This window comes from Thiospirochaeta perfilievii (assembly GCF_008329945.1).
Taxonomy (GTDB): domain Bacteria; phylum Spirochaetota; class Spirochaetia; order DSM-2461; family DSM-2461; genus Thiospirochaeta; species Thiospirochaeta perfilievii.
Window position 1 is genome coordinate 338,110 of the sequence record NZ_CP035807.1, and the last position, 19,147, is coordinate 357,256.

At 30.3% G+C, this 19,147-nt stretch carries 12 protein-coding genes; 2 read left to right on the plus strand and 10 right to left on the minus strand.

What is annotated here, in order from left to right; translation table 11 throughout:
* The first annotated feature begins 13 nt into the window (after positions 1-13).
* Positions 14-1,729 carry an SGNH/GDSL hydrolase family protein gene (locus EW093_RS01535; RefSeq protein ID WP_149566696.1) on the plus strand — a complete coding sequence of 572 codons (1,716 nt, stop codon included), beginning with the start codon at positions 14-16 and terminating at the stop codon, positions 1,727-1,729.
* 25 nt (positions 1,730-1,754) lie between these two features.
* Positions 1,755-3,320, plus strand: a complete 1,566-nt coding sequence (locus EW093_RS01540) for a glycoside hydrolase family 43 protein (RefSeq protein ID WP_149566697.1) — start codon at positions 1,755-1,757, stop codon at positions 3,318-3,320.
* An 8-nt stretch (positions 3,321-3,328) separates the two neighbouring features.
* Here the strand turns inward: EW093_RS01540 and EW093_RS01545 are convergent, their stop codons facing one another.
* The 10 genes from EW093_RS01545 to EW093_RS01590 form a co-directional block, all read right to left on the minus strand.
* Positions 3,329-4,159, minus strand: a complete 831-nt coding sequence (locus tag EW093_RS01545; RefSeq protein WP_149566698.1) for an AraC family transcriptional regulator — start codon at positions 4,157-4,159, stop codon at positions 3,329-3,331.
* A 101-nt stretch (positions 4,160-4,260) separates the two neighbouring features.
* Positions 4,261-5,391, minus strand: a complete 1,131-nt coding sequence (locus tag EW093_RS01550) for a family 8 glycosyl hydrolase (RefSeq protein WP_149566699.1) — start codon at positions 5,389-5,391, stop codon at positions 4,261-4,263.
* Between the two features lies 1 nt (position 5,392).
* Entirely contained in the window at positions 5,393-6,283 is an 891-nt protein-coding gene (locus EW093_RS01555; RefSeq protein ID WP_149566700.1) for a carbohydrate ABC transporter permease, read from the minus strand.
* Positions 6,284-6,296: 13 nt separating this feature from the next.
* Positions 6,297-7,253: an ABC transporter permease gene (locus EW093_RS01560; protein WP_149566701.1), complete on the minus strand. Its 957-nt coding sequence runs from the start codon at positions 7,251-7,253 to the stop codon at positions 6,297-6,299.
* Between the two features lie 63 nt (positions 7,254-7,316).
* A complete protein-coding gene (locus tag EW093_RS01565) occupies positions 7,317-8,981 on the minus strand; it encodes a type 2 periplasmic-binding domain-containing protein (protein ID WP_149566702.1) in 1,665 nt (554 codons plus the stop codon).
* Between the two features lie 94 nt (positions 8,982-9,075).
* On the minus strand, positions 9,076-10,677 hold the full coding sequence (locus EW093_RS01570) for a response regulator transcription factor (RefSeq protein WP_149566703.1): 1,602 nt from the start codon (positions 10,675-10,677) through the stop codon (positions 9,076-9,078).
* An 11-nt stretch (positions 10,678-10,688) separates the two neighbouring features.
* The gene (locus tag EW093_RS01575; RefSeq protein ID WP_149566704.1) at positions 10,689-12,428 is read right to left on the minus strand and encodes a sensor histidine kinase; all 1,740 of its coding nucleotides are present in this window, start codon (positions 12,426-12,428) and stop codon (positions 10,689-10,691) included.
* A gap of 150 nt (positions 12,429-12,578) precedes the next feature.
* Positions 12,579-14,270, minus strand: a complete 1,692-nt coding sequence (locus EW093_RS01580) for an endo-1,4-beta-xylanase (protein ID WP_149566705.1) — start codon at positions 14,268-14,270, stop codon at positions 12,579-12,581.
* Positions 14,271-14,357: 87 nt separating this feature from the next.
* Positions 14,358-16,358, minus strand: a complete 2,001-nt coding sequence (locus EW093_RS01585; RefSeq protein ID WP_149566706.1) for an alpha-glucuronidase — start codon at positions 16,356-16,358, stop codon at positions 14,358-14,360.
* Positions 16,349-19,102 carry a glycosyl hydrolase 115 family protein gene (locus EW093_RS01590; protein WP_149566707.1) on the minus strand — a complete coding sequence of 918 codons (2,754 nt, stop codon included), beginning with the start codon at positions 19,100-19,102 and terminating at the stop codon, positions 16,349-16,351. Before EW093_RS01590 ends, EW093_RS01585 begins: the two co-directional genes overlap by 10 nt.
* Positions 19,103-19,147 lie beyond the last annotated feature (45 nt).

The following is a 19,147-nucleotide window of genomic DNA, read 5'->3' on the forward strand; positions in this document are numbered from 1 at the left end:
TGGGGTAATAATAATGAGTGGACCAAAAGCACCTAAAGATCCAGAAAAGTTACGTCCTTATTTTTATATTATGAGGGACAAAGAGATTTTTGGTTCTAAACAAAAAAATGGAAGCGGAATTCAATTTATATATGAGAACGATGGCAGACTGATAAATAGTGCTAAAATAGTTGGAAATATAGAAAATAACGATATATTAGAAAAATTTAAAACAGTAGATGGTTTTAGAGACGTTGTTCACAGTATAGGAATATCTATTGAACAAAATAACAGTGAAGAACATATTGAATTTATTTTTCAAATGTACGGTAAAAAAGATATTTATGGTGGTGGAACTATTTTAAGTACTATTTGTAGAACTAATGGAGCAGAGTCAAGAATCGTATTATCTGATATAAAATGGATGGAAGATGATTTTGAGCCTGGGCAGATAAAATTTATATTTAAAAAACATGAAAATATTGCTAAAGCAACAGTAAGACTATTCCTAAATGATGGGTACACCGCACCTAAAGTTCAAGAAGAGAACGATATTGATTTTGAATCTAAAAATTACAAAAAAATGATAGAAAGATCACTAGTTTCAATGGGTAATCCATCAAGATTAATTGATGTTATAAATAGAGCTAAAGCGGGTGAAGATGTTACAGTTTCTTATATCGGAGGTTCTATTACACAGGGAGCTGGAGCTATTCCTATTAACAGTTCCTGTTACCCTTATCAGTCCTATTTGGGTTTTAAAACTAGGTTTGGAAAAAATGATAATGTTAAATATATTAAAGCAGGAGTTGGTGGTACACCTTCTGAGTTAGGAATGATAAGATTCGATAGGGATGTTATACGGGATAAACAATTTCCAGATATTGTTGTAGTTGAGTTTGCAGTGAATGATTACGGAGATGAAACAAAAGGTGATTGTTATGAGAGTCTTGTTCGTAAGATTTTAATGTTACCCAATAATCCTGCTGTGATTTTACTATTTTCAGTTTTTGCAAATGATGAAAATCTACAAACACGTTTAGCTCCAGTTGGTGAGCTTTATAACCTACCAATGGTAAGTATTTTAGACGCAGTAACACCTCAGTTTAAGTTAACTGAAAAAGACGGTAGAGTTTTAAACAAAAATCAATTCTTTTATGATATTTATCACCCACAGAATATAGGGCATAAAATAATGTCTGATTGTATTATAAACCTATTTGATAAAATTAATAATTTAAATGAATCAAATAAAACTAAAACAGCAGATAATACATTAGAATTATTAAAACAGGATCCTGCTATAGGAAAAACCTTTGAGAATGTAAAACTTCTTGATCGAAAAAACAGTTATATTAAATCTAATATTACCTATGGTGGATTTTCAGGTACAGATAAAGTTTTACAATCTGTTGAGATGGATGATAAATTAGAACCTGTTCCTCAATTTCCTTATAACTGGATGTATGAAGGTGATAAAAACAAGTCATCATTTAAAATGACAATCAGTTGTAAAGCTCTTTTATTAGTATTTAAAGACTCTGGAGAGACAGATGTTGCTAAAGCTAAAGTTTTTGTTAACGATAACTATATACTTACAGCAGATCCCCATGAGAACGGATGGGTTCACTGTAACCCAATAATAATAATAAATGAAAAAACAAGTAAAGAATATAATGTCGAAATATGTATTGTAGATGGTGATGAAGATAAAAAGTTTACAATACTTGGTTTTGGTTATGTTGAATAAAATAAATAAAACTAGGAGTTAAGCAGTGGTATCAGTAAAAAATCCCATATTAAGAGGATTCTATCCCGATCCTTCAATTTGTAGAGTAGGAAAAGATTTTTATTTAGTAAATTCAAGTTTCGTATATTTCCCAGGAGTTCCTATATTCCATAGTAGGGATCTTGCTCACTGGGAGCAGATAGGAAATATTTTAGATAGGGAAGAACAGTGTCCCTTTGAAGGAAGCGAAATCTCCAAAGGTATTTTTGCACCAACAATAAGATACCATAATGGTCTGTTTTACATGATTACTACAAATGTAAGTTTTGGTGGAAACTTTATTGTAACAGCAGAAAAACCAGAAGGTCCATGGTCAGACCCATATTATCTTGGAGCTGAAGCCCAGGGAATTGATCCTAGCCTATTTTTTGATGATGATGGGAAATGTTATTATGTAGGAACAAGACCAAACCCAGAAGGAGTCCGGTATAATGGTGACTGGGAAATATGGATTCAGGAACTAGATATAGCAAATATGAAACTAGTAGGTAAAAGTATGGCTATATGGAAAGGTGCAGTAAAAGATGTAATCTGGCCTGAAGGACCACATATCTATAAAATTAATGGGTACTATTATCTTCTTCATGCTGAAGGTGGAACAGGTCCTGAACATGCAATAAGTATAGCAAGAAGTAAAGAGCTCTTTAAATGGTTTGAAGGAAGTCCAAGAAACCCAATATTTAGTCACAGAAACCTTGGTGTTGATTATCCTGTTATTTATGTTGGACATGGTGATTTTGTTGAAGATGGAGAAGGTAACTGGTATATTGTTATGTTAGCATCAAGACCTTGTAAAAAACATAGTAGTATGGGACGAGAAACATTTCTTGCAAAAGTTACTTGGGAAAATGAGTGGCCAGTAATTAATCCTGGAATCGGTAAACTGGAAGACAAAGTAACATTACCATTTGAAGAGAGAAGATTTGGAAATGAGTTTAGCAATCATGACCATTTTAACTTTTGGGGTGATAAACTCGATGATAGATTACTCGGTATAATAAAAAGATCAGAGGATATCTATTCTTTATCAGCTAAAGAAGGTTTTTTACGACTTTTTACACGAAAAGAGGTTATTTCGAATAAAGAGAATGCTTCATATTTAGGTATAAGACAAAAAAACTATAAGTTTGATGTAAAAACAGGTATGTGTTTTACTCCACAAACAGAAAATGAAACAGCAGGTCTTGTATTATATCAAAACCACAGTAACAACCTAAGAATGGAAGTTTTAAAATCTGGTGATAAAAACATGTTTCGAATTACTGAACATATTAAAGATATTGATAATTTTATTGCTGAGTCAGAAATTTCAATTAAAGAGAATAGTATAATTGAGATATTTCTTAGAGCCTCTGATCAAAATGCTGAAATATGGATTAAAGAAAAGGATGAAATGATACTTATCAAAAACAATATATCATTATTACCTTATACAACAGAACAAGCTGGAGGATTTGTGGGATGTACAATTGGAATGTATACATCTAGTAATGGTACAAATAGTACAAATTACGCAGATTTTTCATGGTTCTCATACGATGGTAATGATTAATTAAGTAATTAAGATATGTGCGCCTTTTTATATTCCCTAGGTGTACATCTTTTTTCTTGTTTAAAAATTCTTATAAAAGTTGATAAACTATTAAAACCAGAAGATAGAGCTATTTCAGTAATTGTATTTTCTTCATTTTCAAATAAGGATACTGCATAATTAATTCTAGTTTGATTTAAATATTTATGAAAAGTTATATTGTTAAATTGTTTAAATAGCCTAGAAAAATGAAACTTACTAATTCCAGCAACTTTTGAAATATCATCTAGTGTTAAATTTTCAGTACAATTTTTATTAATATAGTCACATACTTCAGCAAATTTTTTTGTATAATTATATTTTTCTGGAGTATAGATTTTTAAGGTTTCTTTATTTTGATTGTTTTTAACATGAATAAAAATATCTAATAATAGGGAGTATGTACTTATCTGAGCCAAAGTTTTATCAAATTTATATTCTGAATTAATCTGTAATACCTTTCTATTAAGATCATTATACATTATAGGATTACTATCAGGGCTAATAGTTAAAAATGGTGTTATATTATCTAAAATTCCATTAAATGCTGAACTATTTTCTAAACCTGACAAATCAGCTTTTACAATAAAAGTATCATCAGATGTTAAGTTTTTTGTAGAGTGTATAACTCCAGGAGAAATAAGCATAACATCTCCTTTTCTTAATATAGTTTCTCCTCCATTTATACGTATAACAAAAGGTTCTCCTATTGTTATGATTATTTTTATTAAATTATCACAATGTGGGGTGAATTTTTCATTAATTTCATTTTGATACGCTTTTGAATAAGTATATGTTGTTGAATAAGCTAAAGAATTCATATGTTTTCCTCATTTAAGTAATTAATTTTCATAAAATAAAGACTTTTAATAATTTGAGGTCTCTATTTTATGAAAGGTTAGTTTTAAATATTATTTAACGATTACCAGATTCTATACCTACCACTTAAAGCAAGCATTGCAAACATGTATAAACAGTTATCATAATAACGTCTCTCCCCTTTTCTTAAGGGTGTGTCCCAAAACTCTTTAACACATTGTAGAGCGTAGTCTCCATTAGATGCTAAAGAAGCCTGAGCATTTGTTGCAACTATGGCAACAGGATGCAGTGCACTTACATCTAAAATTTGACCATCAACTGTATATACACCACGGTTACAATCACCAACAGTTTTACAGAAAAAAACTTGTAAATTATTAGCCGTCTTTTGATGCCATTCACCATCGACTAAGTCATTTTTACACCACTGATAGTCGAGGCCAATGTTACCTATAGTCCTATATGCATCACTATAGTACCAATCATGTCTGCCAAAAATCTCTTGATCTCCATAATATGGTTCGCCTTCAAAAGTACTATATTCAGGATTAAGTCCAGTTACAGGATGACAAGCTTTTTTAAGATATTCTCTACTAGCTTTAGCAGCTTTTTTCCAAAAGGAACAATCTTCTTTATTAGCCCATTTTGAAAATAGTTCATAAAAGTGTGGTAGATGATAAGATGGGTCTGTAAAATCACACTCTGTAATAAAACGAATTAAGTAGTTATTTTCATCCCACATTGATCGACCATTTCCTGTTTCGCCTTTATGCACACAGGTATGTAGTAAATCTTTTGCTTCTTTAGAATAGTTGTAAATACCTTCGCCATCACCCCACCGATGTGAGGCAAAGAACAGTGCCATTGCAAAAAATTCCTCACCATCTGGTGCTGGACCATAAGCATTTTTACTTCCATCTGTTCCAACAGACCATGCAAAGTATCCACTATTTACACCTTCGGACATATACATATATTTTTTTGTCCATGTCCATAATGCATCAAATTCTTTTTTTCGATCCATTTGTACTGTCATCATCATTCCATATGACATACCTTCAGATCGAACATCGTTATTACCTGTATCTTCTATATAACCCATAGTTTCATCCACCATGGAAAAAAAAGAATCAGCTCCATAAAATATCATTTCAAAAGTATCATTAACTCTTTTATCTATCTCTTCTTCTGAATATCCTGCTTCTTTAAATACATTTCTATACTCTTTTACCATATTACTCTTTAACTCCACCAAGTGTTAAACCAGTTACAAAGTAACGTTGAAGAAATGGGTAAACACAAATAATAGGAAGCATAGTAATCATAGTTGCTGCAGCTCTAACTGAAGTAGGTGTAACTGAACCTGAATTATTTTTCATTGATTCTATAGATGTACTTTGGTTAGTAACTGAAGATAAAAGTTTCATAAGTTCATATTGTAAAGTTGTAAGGTCATGACTCATTCTATTAAAAAGCATTGCATCAAACCATGAGTTCCACTGTCCTACAGCAACAAAAAGTGCTATTGTAGCAAATACAGGGGTACATAGTGGCGCAATTATACGTAAGAATATTGTTGTATATCCAGCACCATCTAATTGTGCAGACTCTTCTAAACTATCAGGTATACCATTCATATATGTTCTAATAACAAGCATGTTAAAAGCGCTTAACATTCCAGGAATTACATATACGCCAAAACTATTTGTTAAACCTAGACCTTTGTACAAAAGAAATGTTGGTATTAAACCACCATTTACATACATTGTAACAACCCAAAAAATAGATAGTTGTTTCTTTAATAAAAATCCTTTTCTACTAACAATAAATGCAAGAATAGCATTTGATACCACCGATAAAAGAGTACCAAGAACTGTTCTAGATACGGTTATATACGCTCCTGTAATTAAGTTCTGTTTCTGTAATACAGTAATATAGTTTTTAAGAGAAAATCTTCTTGGGAACAGATAGATTCCTCCACGTAATGCATCTGTACCATCATTTAATGATATTGCCAACGTATTAATTATAGGGTATAGAGTGATAACAACAAAACTAATCATAAAGAGCCCATTAAAGGTTCTAAATAACATATCAGCAGTTGATGTTTTTTTTAAATTTATCATAATTGATATCTCCTTAGAACAAACTTTCTTGATCATTATGTTTTGCTATTTTATTAACTATAATGATTAAAATTATACTTACTAGACTTTTAAAGATTCCTGCAGCTGTACCTAGGGCATAATCACCCTGACTAATACCCCATTTTAGAACATAGATATCAATAGTTTGAGATACACTTTGAATCAACCCATTACCTAATAAATATTGGATCTCAAATCCAGCATTTAATATGTTTCCTACATTAATTAAAAGTAGAATGATTATTGTTGGTCTTATACCTGGTAGAGTAACATGCTTAATTCTAGTCCATCTTCCTGCACCATCAATCATAGCTGCTTCATATAAATTAGGGTCAATAGCAGTTATTGCTGCTAAATAAATAATTGCATTCCATCCAGTCTCCTTCCAAACATTTGCAAATGCAACTATTGGCCAGAAATATACACGATGTGCAAAAAAGTTAATTGGTGAATCTATTATATTAAACTTAACAAGTAACTCGTTTATAATTCCACTTCCTGACAATGCATCATGTAGTATTCCTGTTACGATAATCCATGAAAGGAAATGGGGTAAATATGAAATGGTTTGTACAAGTTTCTTATAGCCCTTAAACATCATCTCATTAAGTAATATTGCAAAGACAATAGCCATAAAAAAGGTTGAAACAAGGTTTAAAATTCCCATTGCAAGAGTATTTCTAATAACACGTATAAATGTTTGATCCGAAAATAACATCTTAAACTTTTTTAGACCTATAAAAGATGAATGGAAAATACCGTCTTTAGGTTTATAATCTTCAAACGCTGTAAGCCAACCTACTAGTGGTAAATAATAAAATATTACTCCATATATAACTATAATTGCGGTCCATATTAAAAGTATTCTCTGCCGCTTTATATCATTCCAGGGTATATTAAATTTCGGCTGTATAGTATTCCCACTATTTTTAACATTAGTTAAAAACATTTAATCGCTCCTTAACAAGGCTGAAATTAATCAGCCTCTTTCTTTAGATTTGAATCTTAAAGATTATTGAAATTTCTTAGCTTCTTCTACTCTTCTAAGTACTTCCACTTGTAGTTCATTAATGAATGCTTCAGGATTAGCTGCTTCATATACATTCATATACTCGTCCCATGCTGTGTCAAAGTTTTTAGCCATTACAACTCTTGGAAGATACTCATGTTTAATTTCTGTAATCTTAGTATTAGCAAAACCACCTTCTGTTCCTGTTGTTAACGTTCCCGCAAAAGACCATACAGGATACCAAGGACCTGGAGGTTCAGATACTCCGATCATATCTATATAAGTTTCTGCATCATATGCAGCTAAAGTTTCTTTTAAGTTATCGCTTAAACCATCATAGAACTCACTACCTTGACCTTCAGGTTTATTAGCATTGATTCCATCATCACTAGTTCCGTTGTATTGAGGAAAGTATGAATACGTACATGTATGAGCTGCTTTATATGAAGTATCTGTTCCTTTATCTCTCATCTCTTGAGTTCTTCTATATTCACCCTTATCATCTACAAAGTAGTTTTCACCCTCTATTCCCCAGAATCTTAAGTCATGTATCTCTTGAGTTAATAGAGCATCAATAAAAGACAGTGCTGCTTCAATATCATCACAATCAGTTGTAATTGCAATACCACTAGCAACATTTAACTCTTCACCAGAACAGTGCCACTGATTTTCAATATCTTCACTGATAGTAATTGGCAGAGGAACATATTCACATCCAATCTCATCTAACCCAGCTTGTTTAATTGCCTCACCAGCTGTGTAGGCAAAATCCCACCATTGATCGATCATACCTAAAACTCTTCCTGTAGAAACTTTTGCAATATATTCATCGTATGTTTGAGTGAATGATTCAGGATCTACTATACCTTTTTTATACTCTTCGTTTAGTTTTTTAAAATAAGCTATAGCAGTATCTGTAGTATTGTAGTCAATAACTTCCAAAGTTACAGGGTCAACAATACAGGCTCCATCGTTTGGATAACCATCAAGGAATTGAGGTGCATTTTCTAGGCAAAAATATCTCCAGTCATCACATAATATTGTGTATGGAATATTCTCTGTTCCATCTGGCATTGTAGGATTAGCAGCATAATAAGCTTCAATTAAGTCAAAGTACTGATCCATTGTTCTAACAGTAGGATAATCAGCCCATTTTAAGACTCTTGTTTGAATCCAGAAAGCTTCACCATTGTGAGTACAAGTTTTCTCTTCACCTTTAATGTTACTAAACTGAGGAATCCAGTAAATTTTACCGTCATCTTGTTTTAAAGCATCCCATTGTTGTTCAGTAAAGAACGCTTTAATATTAGGATATTTATCAATATAGTCATCAAGTGCAACTAAAGCACCTGCTTCATATAGCTGCTTAGAACCATTTCCACCATCAATTAGGTCAGGATATTCTCCCCCGGCAATAAATGTCCCTACAGCCTCTTCAGCTGTTTGACCTGTTAACCATACTTCTTTTACAGTGACACCTGTTTTTTCTGCAATCACTTTCTGAATAACATTATCATCATTTATTTCAGAACCTGGTACTGCAAAAAATGCAGAAAATTCTTTAGGACCACCATCTTTAGCATTGCTTTTTTCTTTTGAACACCCAGTTGCTAAAACAATAACTAAAGCAATGACAAACAAATAACTTACAATTCTTTTTTTTCTCATTTAAGACCTCTTGTTTAGATTTTGATTTAGTTTAAACCCTATATCCAATACCACAACCATAGTAATTATATGAGAAACCATGGCAAACTATAGTTTATACATTAATAGAACAGGTATTTTTTCTATATGTTGTAGGTGTACAATTTTTTATAGCAATGAATCTTCTAATAAAATAATCCTGATTATGATAACCAACATCTTCTGCTATTTTGTAAATTTTATCGTCTGTTCTTAATAATAAAATAGCAGCTTGTTCAATTCTAAAATTATTGAGATAATCTTTAAAAGAACAGCCATGTTTTTTTCTGAATTTCTGTCCAAGATAGGCTGTATTTACATAATATTTTTCACTTAACTCTTTTAATGTTATATTTTTATTAAAATTATCCCGAATATCTTTTTCGATACTACCAAGAACACCTTTAGAACAGTTTCTTCTTAATTGCGTAAGATAATCACTATATTTACATGAGAAATCTGCTAAATGAGCTTTACTACCACGTGCTATTCCCTCTTCTATAGAGCTCTCACTAATTAGTCTAAATATCTCTTTCTGATTAACGCTATTATCTTGAATTATTGCTAAATGAATAAGTTGAAATAACAGATAATTTATATTTAAACTCATTACCTCCCCAATAGCACCTATAGACTGCATCTTTTGGTAAAGAGTTTTCACACACTGTACAATTTTTGCATGATCATTATGTTCAATATTTTTTAAAAGTTCATCTATACTTTTCTTACATAATAAATTAACACCAGAACTTACTGGTTGAGATTCTTTTTCGTGATAATATATATCTTTTTTACTTCTAAAACCTTTAAAGGTTCTTAGAAGACTTATTGTGTCATATGATTTGGATAAACAACTAATATCTTTTACTTTTTTTCCAACTAAAAAATTTACTGGTAAATCTATTTTATTTTTTAAGTAGTTAAAAAAGGATTTTAGATACTCTTCTTCGCTGCATTTCTTTTCCTCTGCCATATAATCACAGAAGATAAAACCTATATCATAAATATTTTCAAGTCGTGATACATCAAAAATGCAATGAGATTCATCATTTTTATTGTATTCAATACAAGTTTGAAATAGTTTTTTTTGAAACTCTCTTTTTTTATCACATGAAATTTTCTCAATTATACTAGATGTATCAAGTTCAATATCAATATAACGAACGCCTACTGATAATTTCATATGTGATTTTATATATTTCAAATTTTCATTATCATATTTTCCAGAGATTAGGGCTATTATATTTCTTGCAAGGTATGCTCTTCCCATTTTTAAATCTACTTCAGTTTTGTATTCAATTTCCTCATTTATTTTTGAAATTTTAGAAAGAACTTTTATCAGATTCTCTTTATTTATTGGTTTTAGTATATAATCTATACAATTATATCGTATTGCTCTTTGTGCAAAATCAAAATCTGCATGACCACTAAGCAGTACAAAATGTGCATCTGAAATATTCTCTTTTTTAACCTTTTCCATAAGATCTAATCCTGATAATTTTGGCATTTGAATATCTGAAATAATTAAATCAACTCTATTTTTGTACAAATAATTTAACGCATCTATAACATTGTTGACGGTGGCAGCAATTTCAAAACCTACCTTGTTCCAATCAATTAAAACTTGTAACCCTTTTAGTATCATGGGTTCATCATCCACAAGTAGTACTTTTAACATATGGCCTCCTTTCATTTTAAATTAACATGGGGAATTTTTATATGAACAATAAAACCACTTCCCTCTTCTCCATCTAACTCATATAGAGCACTGTTACCTGAAATCATATTGATTCTCAGACATGCATTTACAATACCGACTCTACTATTACTTTTTAACATTTCTATATTTGCATTTCTCATTTTATTTAACATTTCAGACATCATTGATTCACTCATACCAGCGCCAGTATCTTCAATATCCAAACATACAACTTCATCTTCTTGATAAATACGCACAAATATCCATCCTGGGGTCATTTTGCTTTCGATTCCATGAATACATGCATTCTCTATAAAGGTTACAATTGAAAGTTTTGGAATTTTGTAAAATAAACACTTGTCATCAACCTGTAATTCGTAAGAGATACGATCACCGAACCTATGTTTTTGCAACCCTAGATAAGCTTTGACAAATTCCATCTCTTTATAAATTTCAATAAAATCATTACCCCACTCTACATTCTGCCGCTGAATTACAGATAATTTTTCAATCATATTAGCAGTTTCAAATTCTTCTTTAACAATACTATGCATCCTAATACTCTCAAGGACATTATATAAAAAGTGAGGATTAATCTGACTATGTAGTGCTAATAGTTCTGCATTTTGCCTTGCAACTGTTATTTCCTGTTCATGTATTTTATTTTTATATACAATTTGAATAAGTGAATTGATTCTATCTGCCATTCTATTATATTTTTTCATCAAACTACCAATCTCATCTTTTCCATGAACATCTTTAATTTTTAGTAACTCTTCTTTATCTACATTTTTAAAAACTTCACTTAGTTTAGTAATACGTTCCGTAAATGATTTATTAAACATAGTAACAAGAATATATGGTAGTACTGTATTTATAAGTATTAGAATAATTATCAGCTGAATATTTTTGACTAAAGATTTAGTAATTTCATGTTTTGGTTTAAGAATAACTATATCAAAATCCATTCCAAATAAATTTATTTTTTGGGTGTATCCAATTTCATCTGTTAACGCTTCAAAATCTTTCCCTATATCTCCATATTTACCATTAGATAAAAGGATATAACTATCTCTACAGATATATACTGTTGCCCCATAACTCATCTTAGTTAGGTTTCTTGAAATTGAACTATAATCCAGTTCAACTTTTACGAGTTTTTCTCTTTTTAAATATTTGTAATAGTTTAATTTCTGTATAAAAATAATTTTTCTTTTTGCATCTATTGCAGGACTAATACTCTTGTCAAAATATAAATAAACTATTTTATCTAAACCTGATTCTTGTAAATAGTTATACCAGGGTTTACTTTTTGCTACTTCAATTCTTTTAAACTCATTACCATTTACTATTGAATCATTATCTGAATAGAGTGTTATAATAGTATTATCTATACCAACAATACTGTCTAACAAAGTATCTCTAAAGAAATTCTGATAGTTGATAAAAAAGTCCAGTGGATTCAGAAATTGTCTATCAAGAAATTCATCAATATATTTATTAATATAAACACTTCTAGCAATTTCTGAAGCTCTGTTGATATTATTTTTAAAATTATACTCTACTGCATTAGCAATATTGCCCATTTTACGTTCTATAATATCTCTCTCTGTACGAAGAACATCGTAGATAACTATACTATCTGTAATAACTATAGGTAGAAGAACACATAAAATATAAAGAAGAAAAAACTTTTTTCTTATACTATAATCATCAATGATTCTAATCATATTATCCCCACCTAAATTATGTTTAACTTAAATACCAAAATTTAAAATTAAATAATAAGTTTCTACCATAAACTTTATCACATGATTTTATATGACAACAGAAAAAAAACTCTGTATTCAGATATTTTCTCTGAATACAGTTTTTTTTAATTACTTTAATTTTAATAATCCAAATCCAGAAGTATCCTGGTATCCCATATTTGAACTATTTTCCCAGTTAATAACTCCAACTCTTACACCATTTGCATCAGAGTTATTAATTTGTATATCAAATCCCATTACTAGATCTTTTCTAAGAGATATTGAAGTCATAGGAATTGCCACTTCAGCTATATAACCACTCTCTGTTGTTTTTGCTACAGCTTTAAACCCTTTAGAATCTCCACTATTAAAAGTAATTAAATTATTATAGCTAACCCTATATTGGGCATCATCCGACTCATAAACATCTGTTTTTCCATTATTTTCATCAATAAATATCTCAATAGAATCATGTTCCCAAGGGTTTTCTGAACCATCGTTTAGTACAGAATCAACAACACTTACTAATACATAAAGGTAGTTATTATCCCATAATGTTTTAAAATTTGAACCCTCATCACACGTTCCTTCTGTTTTTACAGTAATAGGAACAGGTTTAATTAAGTCCCATTGTTCATCTATTAAACCGTCAATGTTAACTGTTCCAGAGAGTGCTTCTGTAGCTCTTATATTTTTTCTAAGGGTTACTTCCTTTACATGTAATGGGTTTAACTCCTCAGGATTAACAAGTGCTGTATATACAGTTTTCTCTTTAAGGTTACCATCAAAGAATAAAGGAGCATTCTCTCTACCTTTTACTGGAAAATCATTCAACCAACTTTTATCATCAGTTAATCCCCAAATTGTTACATTGGATAAGTTACCTAAAGCAGCTTCTTCTTTAAACATATCAAATAGAGACTTATATCTATATGCCTGCTCTAATAGGATCTCTTCAGTAATCTCCTTTTTAGGTTCATTATCGCTTTTATATACAGATATATCTAACTCTGTTATTTGTACATCAAGGCCTAATGCTGCAAATCGTTTAATAGATTTTCTAATATCCTCAACAGATGGATAATTTAAATTAATATGAGTTTGGAAACCAACTCCATCAATAGGAACACCTCTATCAAGCATACTTTTTACAAGGTTATATAACCCATCTTGTTTGGGACCTTTACGGCTTATACCATAGTCGTTAATAAATAATTTAGCTTTTGGATCAGACTCTCTAGCCCATCTAAAAGCCATTTCTATATATTCATCACTACCAATAATATCATAGTATTGAGACTCGCGAAGGGTTCCATTTTCAGCTAAAACTTCATTTACAACATCCCATGTATTAATATCACCTTTAAGTTCACCAGCTATTGTTTTGATGTGTGTTTCAATCCGTTTTAACAGTGTATCTTTATCTACTTTCTTTCCACTTTTATCAGTAAAAAACCAATAAGGATACTGACTATGCCATAAAAGAGTATGACCTCTAACCACAGAATCATTATCCTTTGCAAATTTAATCATTTTTTTAGCATTATTAAAATTAAATTCACCCTCTGAAGGTTGCATTGCATCCATCTTCATTGAATTCTCAAAAACAAAACTATTAAAGTGTTTTAGTAGAGAATTATACTCGCTTGAACTTTCAAAATACGAAGAGTTATTAATGGCAACCCCTAATTGAAAGTCAGGATAAATAGTGTGTAATAATGTTTTTCCTTTATACTGTGACTCATTTTCAATAGTTTTACATGAGAAAAATAAAACAAACAATAAAACAAATAAACCTATAATAATATTCTTTTTTAACATACTTCCTCCAAAGTTATTTATATAAAATTTCTTTTTGTAATTATTCAATAAGGTTATAATATTAGGAATAATAAGCTTTTCTTATAGTTAATAAATATACCTCCCTTTTTTATCAGAAATAGATGATTTCCTATAGAAGTATGTATTAATTACATCCCTCCACTCCTTCGCATGAGTTAATTGGAACTTAAGTCTATCCAATACTCTTTTGTAACTTTTATTATCAATTAAAGCCTTTAAATTCTTCCAATTTTTAAGAAAAGACTCTACATCTTCTACACCATCAAAATGAGAGTCGTATATGTGTTGAATGATAGTTTTACCTGAATCTAAAACAAAGTTGTAATCTAACCTATGGAAAAAAAGTTTTAGCTCATCCGGACAAGTTTTAATATTTGAAAATAGCTCTTCATTCTTTTTATAAAACTGAAGAGTAAAACCAGTTCCAGTTTTAGTCCTATCGATACCAACACCTAAATGGTCAGCTCTATGGTATGTTCCCCATCTATCATACTCATATCCATCAACATTTGGACCAAAGTGGTTATTTGGGTTTACCATCCAACCTATACCAAGAGGAGCATTATATTTTTCATAACTCTCCCATGAATTAAGAAGAATTCCAGAAACGATATCCACAACTTTTTTATTGTTATTAAATGTCTGTTTTATCCACTCCTCTGCAATCTGGTTAGCAGTTAGAGTTGTATCCCATGCCAATCTTGCAAAACCGTATAAATTTGCCCCTGCAAGATCATGCCCAGTCCAATTTTGATCATCACCTGTATTTGTAACTGCTACTATTCCAGTATTTGTTTTATTAAAGGTTTTACCAGATATAATATCAGAGACCTTTCCATATTTACTGTTACAATATGTATTAAAATCTAGTATCTCTTTAAACATTGGTATTAAATAACATACATGTTTTTGTTGTCCTGTATACTCCTGGGCTATTTGTACTTCAAGGAGTTGATTAGTATTTTCTAAACCACCAAATAGTGGAGAGACAGGTTCCCTTACTTGGAAATCCATAGGTCCATTTTTAATTTGTAAAATTACATTATCTTTAAACTTACCATCTAAAGGTTTGAAGTTATCGTATCCAGATCTAGCTCTATCGGTTTTTGTGTCTCTCCAATCCTGTTGACAATTATATACAAAACATCTCCATATAATAATTCCATTAAACTCATCTATACATTCTGCAAGCATATTTGCTCCATCAGCATGGGTTCGTCCATATGTAAATGGCCCTGGTCGACCTTCTGAGTCAGCTTTTATTAAAAACCCACCAAGTTCTGGAACCATTTTGTATATTAACCGGCATCGATCTTTCCACCAGGTAATAACATCTTTATTCAGGGGATCAGCACTATTAAGACCTCCTATAACCATTGGAGAAGCAAAAGAGACACTAATAAATAGTTTTATACCGTAACCTTTAAATATATCTGTTAAAGTATTGAGTTTTTCTAAATACTCTTCTGTAATTAGTTTATGGGCATCGTAGACATTAACATTATTAATATTAATTGTATTTATTCCAACTGAAGCAATTATACGGGCATAATCTTTTATCCGTTCATTTATTATAATTTCACCGTCTTTAAAAAAGAAAGATTTACCAGAATACCCACGCTCTATTTCACCACTCATATTATCCCAGTGGTTTAATATTCTTAATGGATTTTGTGGAATACTTTTAAAATTATACTCTAAAATAGTAGAATTGCAGTTAACATCTCTAATTATATGAAATACTCCATATAATACTCCAACAGCATTATTAGCTTTAATAATAACCTGTGTTTTGGTTAATGAAAAATCAAACCCTTCATCACCAAGTGTTTTGTCACTTACTAATTTAAGTATTAATGTAGAGTCCTTTATACTTTTACATTCTGTAATATTATAACCAAATTTTTTGTTGGTAAATAAAGCTAACTCTTTAATTATATTATTAGATATATCACCGGAAAAATTTATATAATAATTAGAAAAGAATCTTTTATAACTACTATCTTTGTCTAGTTTATACTCTAACCAAACCTGTTCGTAACTGTTTTCTATATTGTTTATTGCCATAAATAACTCTCTTTTGGTCCAAGGTATGATTCTGAAATATCATTTTGATAAATCACTATTTTTTCTACAACTATACCTATATTTTTCATATGTAACTTAAATAGATGTAGTCCTTCTTTTTCAACTTGTACTGTAGTTTTAAGTTTCCAAATATTATCAGCAACAGCTTTATTCCAGTCATAATCAGAATGAACACTAATACTATCTATATCTTTATCATCTATAGAAAAACCAACTTTTAAATCTTCATTAGCAATAAAGTCATTTACTGGAGCTATATGTATTTCAACATAATATTTACCACTACTCTGTGTTAACACACTATACTCTGTATATGCTCTACCTAATTCATCTTTTGAAGAAGGTAAAACTGCAGGAGAAATTGTTAGTGCTGAATCAAAATTTCCAAGATTAGGTATAGTAGACCATTTATACTCTTTACTTGAGAAATTATTAACGAAGTTTTCAGGATTAATAGAGATATAACCATCAGATTCTATATAAGTTTTAGTAGGAATGTATTCTGGTAAGAATTGATTTACAGCAGTAATATATATAGTAATTTGACTACCTTCATCTCCAATAATCTTAATTGAACCAGAACCCTTAATATCTTTAACTTTATTCCAGTCAATTGTAACTATAATTTTCTCTTGTTCTACTATGAATCCAGATGTATTACTAATTTCTATAAACTCATCTGATATTTCTATATTATATTTAAAAGATTCTTTACCCATATTAAAAATTTCAAAATAATAGTCCTTTTGTCCATATCTATAAAAAATAGGAAAATTATCTATAGTATCATTATCACTCCATGATCTCTTAGACATCTCTACTGCTATACCCATTTCAGGTTTTTGAGGAGTTTCTATTTTAAAGGTCTCGGGAATTACATTAACTTCTGGTTGTTGCCAATATGTGTAACCTATATGAGTCTGGTTAGCTATATGATTCCATTTACCACCTAGAAGAGTATTATATCTATTTGTAATTTCTGCATCATAATCAAAACATATTTGAACATCCTCAGACATTTTGTTTGTTAAACTTCTTTTTTGTTTTTTATATAATCTATTTAAGGAAGTTTTTCTGTATAAATTTAGCAGATTTGTACATGCTATTACTGGGTATTCTACTAATTCAAAAAAAGCGGCATGATACTCTTTTGTAATTTTATTTTTTATATCATTTACTTTATCAAGTAATGTGTTGTAGGCATTCATTACTACTTCAGACTCTCTATAGTTAGTGAGACTATAAGTATTTTGATCAAGAAGTTCTGGTTTTCTTCTAGAATTTAGCTTTGTATATTTAGAAATAATATCTGCTATATCTTTAGAAAACACAGAATCAAACTGCTCTTTAGCCCAGTTCTCAGTATAATTTTCTACATCAGAGAGAGAAAAATATTCTGGGTTCCATGCTAGATCCATAAAAAATGATAATGGGAACTCTAAAGGTTTTATATCCCCTATATTTACAATCCATAGTTTATCTATTCCATTTTTATACGCCATATTTAATTGCTGCCAAGATCTTAATATTGGACTTGTATTTATCCATTTATAATTCCTTGGTCCACCAACATAATCAAAATGATAATATAAACCAAAACCACCAGATCTATTTAAGTCTTCCTTAGAAGGTATTCTTCTTAAATTTCCCCAGTTATCATCACATAAAAGTGTAATAACATCTTCTGGGACTCTAAATCCTTCATCATATAACTCTTGAATTTCTTTATATACAGCCCATAACTGTGGAACTTCTTTAGGTGATTTCCCAGTGACATTCTTAATAATTTCTCTTTGGGCATTTATTGTATCTTGTAAATTCTCAACTTGTTTATAATCTTCCTGAGCTTCATCACCATCTCCTCGCATACCAATTGTTATAATGCTACTTTTTGGTTCTGATCTTTTTATACTATTAGTCCAGAATTCTTTTAATATCTGACTATTATTTTTAAAATGCCACTCTCCAACACCATATCTATCCCACTCTTTCCAATTACGCATCATAGGTTCATGATGGGAAGTTCCCATAACAACACCTAACATATCTGCTAACTTATGGTTTTTAGGGTCATCATCAAAAAAACAATCATTCCACATTGCAGGCCAAAGATAATTACCCTTCAGTCTTAAAAGCAGTTCAAAAATATTTTTATAAAAATCTGAATTAAAACCACCAAATTTTTCTTTTGCAAAACGACCAAGACAAGGATACTCATCGTTAATAAAAAAAGCTCTATATTTAATTTTAGGTTCACCTGAATAGAACAAACCAGGAACCATAAAAACTGATGTCTTTGTTTTAGCTGGAACATCTGCAAGCCAATGTAGTGGAGAGACTCCCAAGTTCTTAGAAAAATCGTATATACCATAGATGGTTCCACGTTTGTTACTACCAGCAATTATTATACTATTATTAACTGTTTCTATTAAAAAGGTGTCCCATTTACCAGTTAAAAGTGTACCATCAATCTTTTTACTACTTACTAAAGAGTCTATAATATCAGACTCCCCTACTGTTCCAATAATAATTGATGGATTTTCTGGATTTTCTAACATTGAGTTAAGTTCAGCTTTAACTCCTGTTACTTTTTCTATATCTTCTAACAGATGTTTTACACAATAGTTAACTCCACCTTTTTCATCACAGATTAAAGGTAAGAATTCATTATTTTTAAAAACTACAATATATTCTCTCTTCTGTTCTTCTCTAAAATATTTCATTGAAAAAGTATAATTCCCACTTTTAGAACTTTACATGTTAAATTT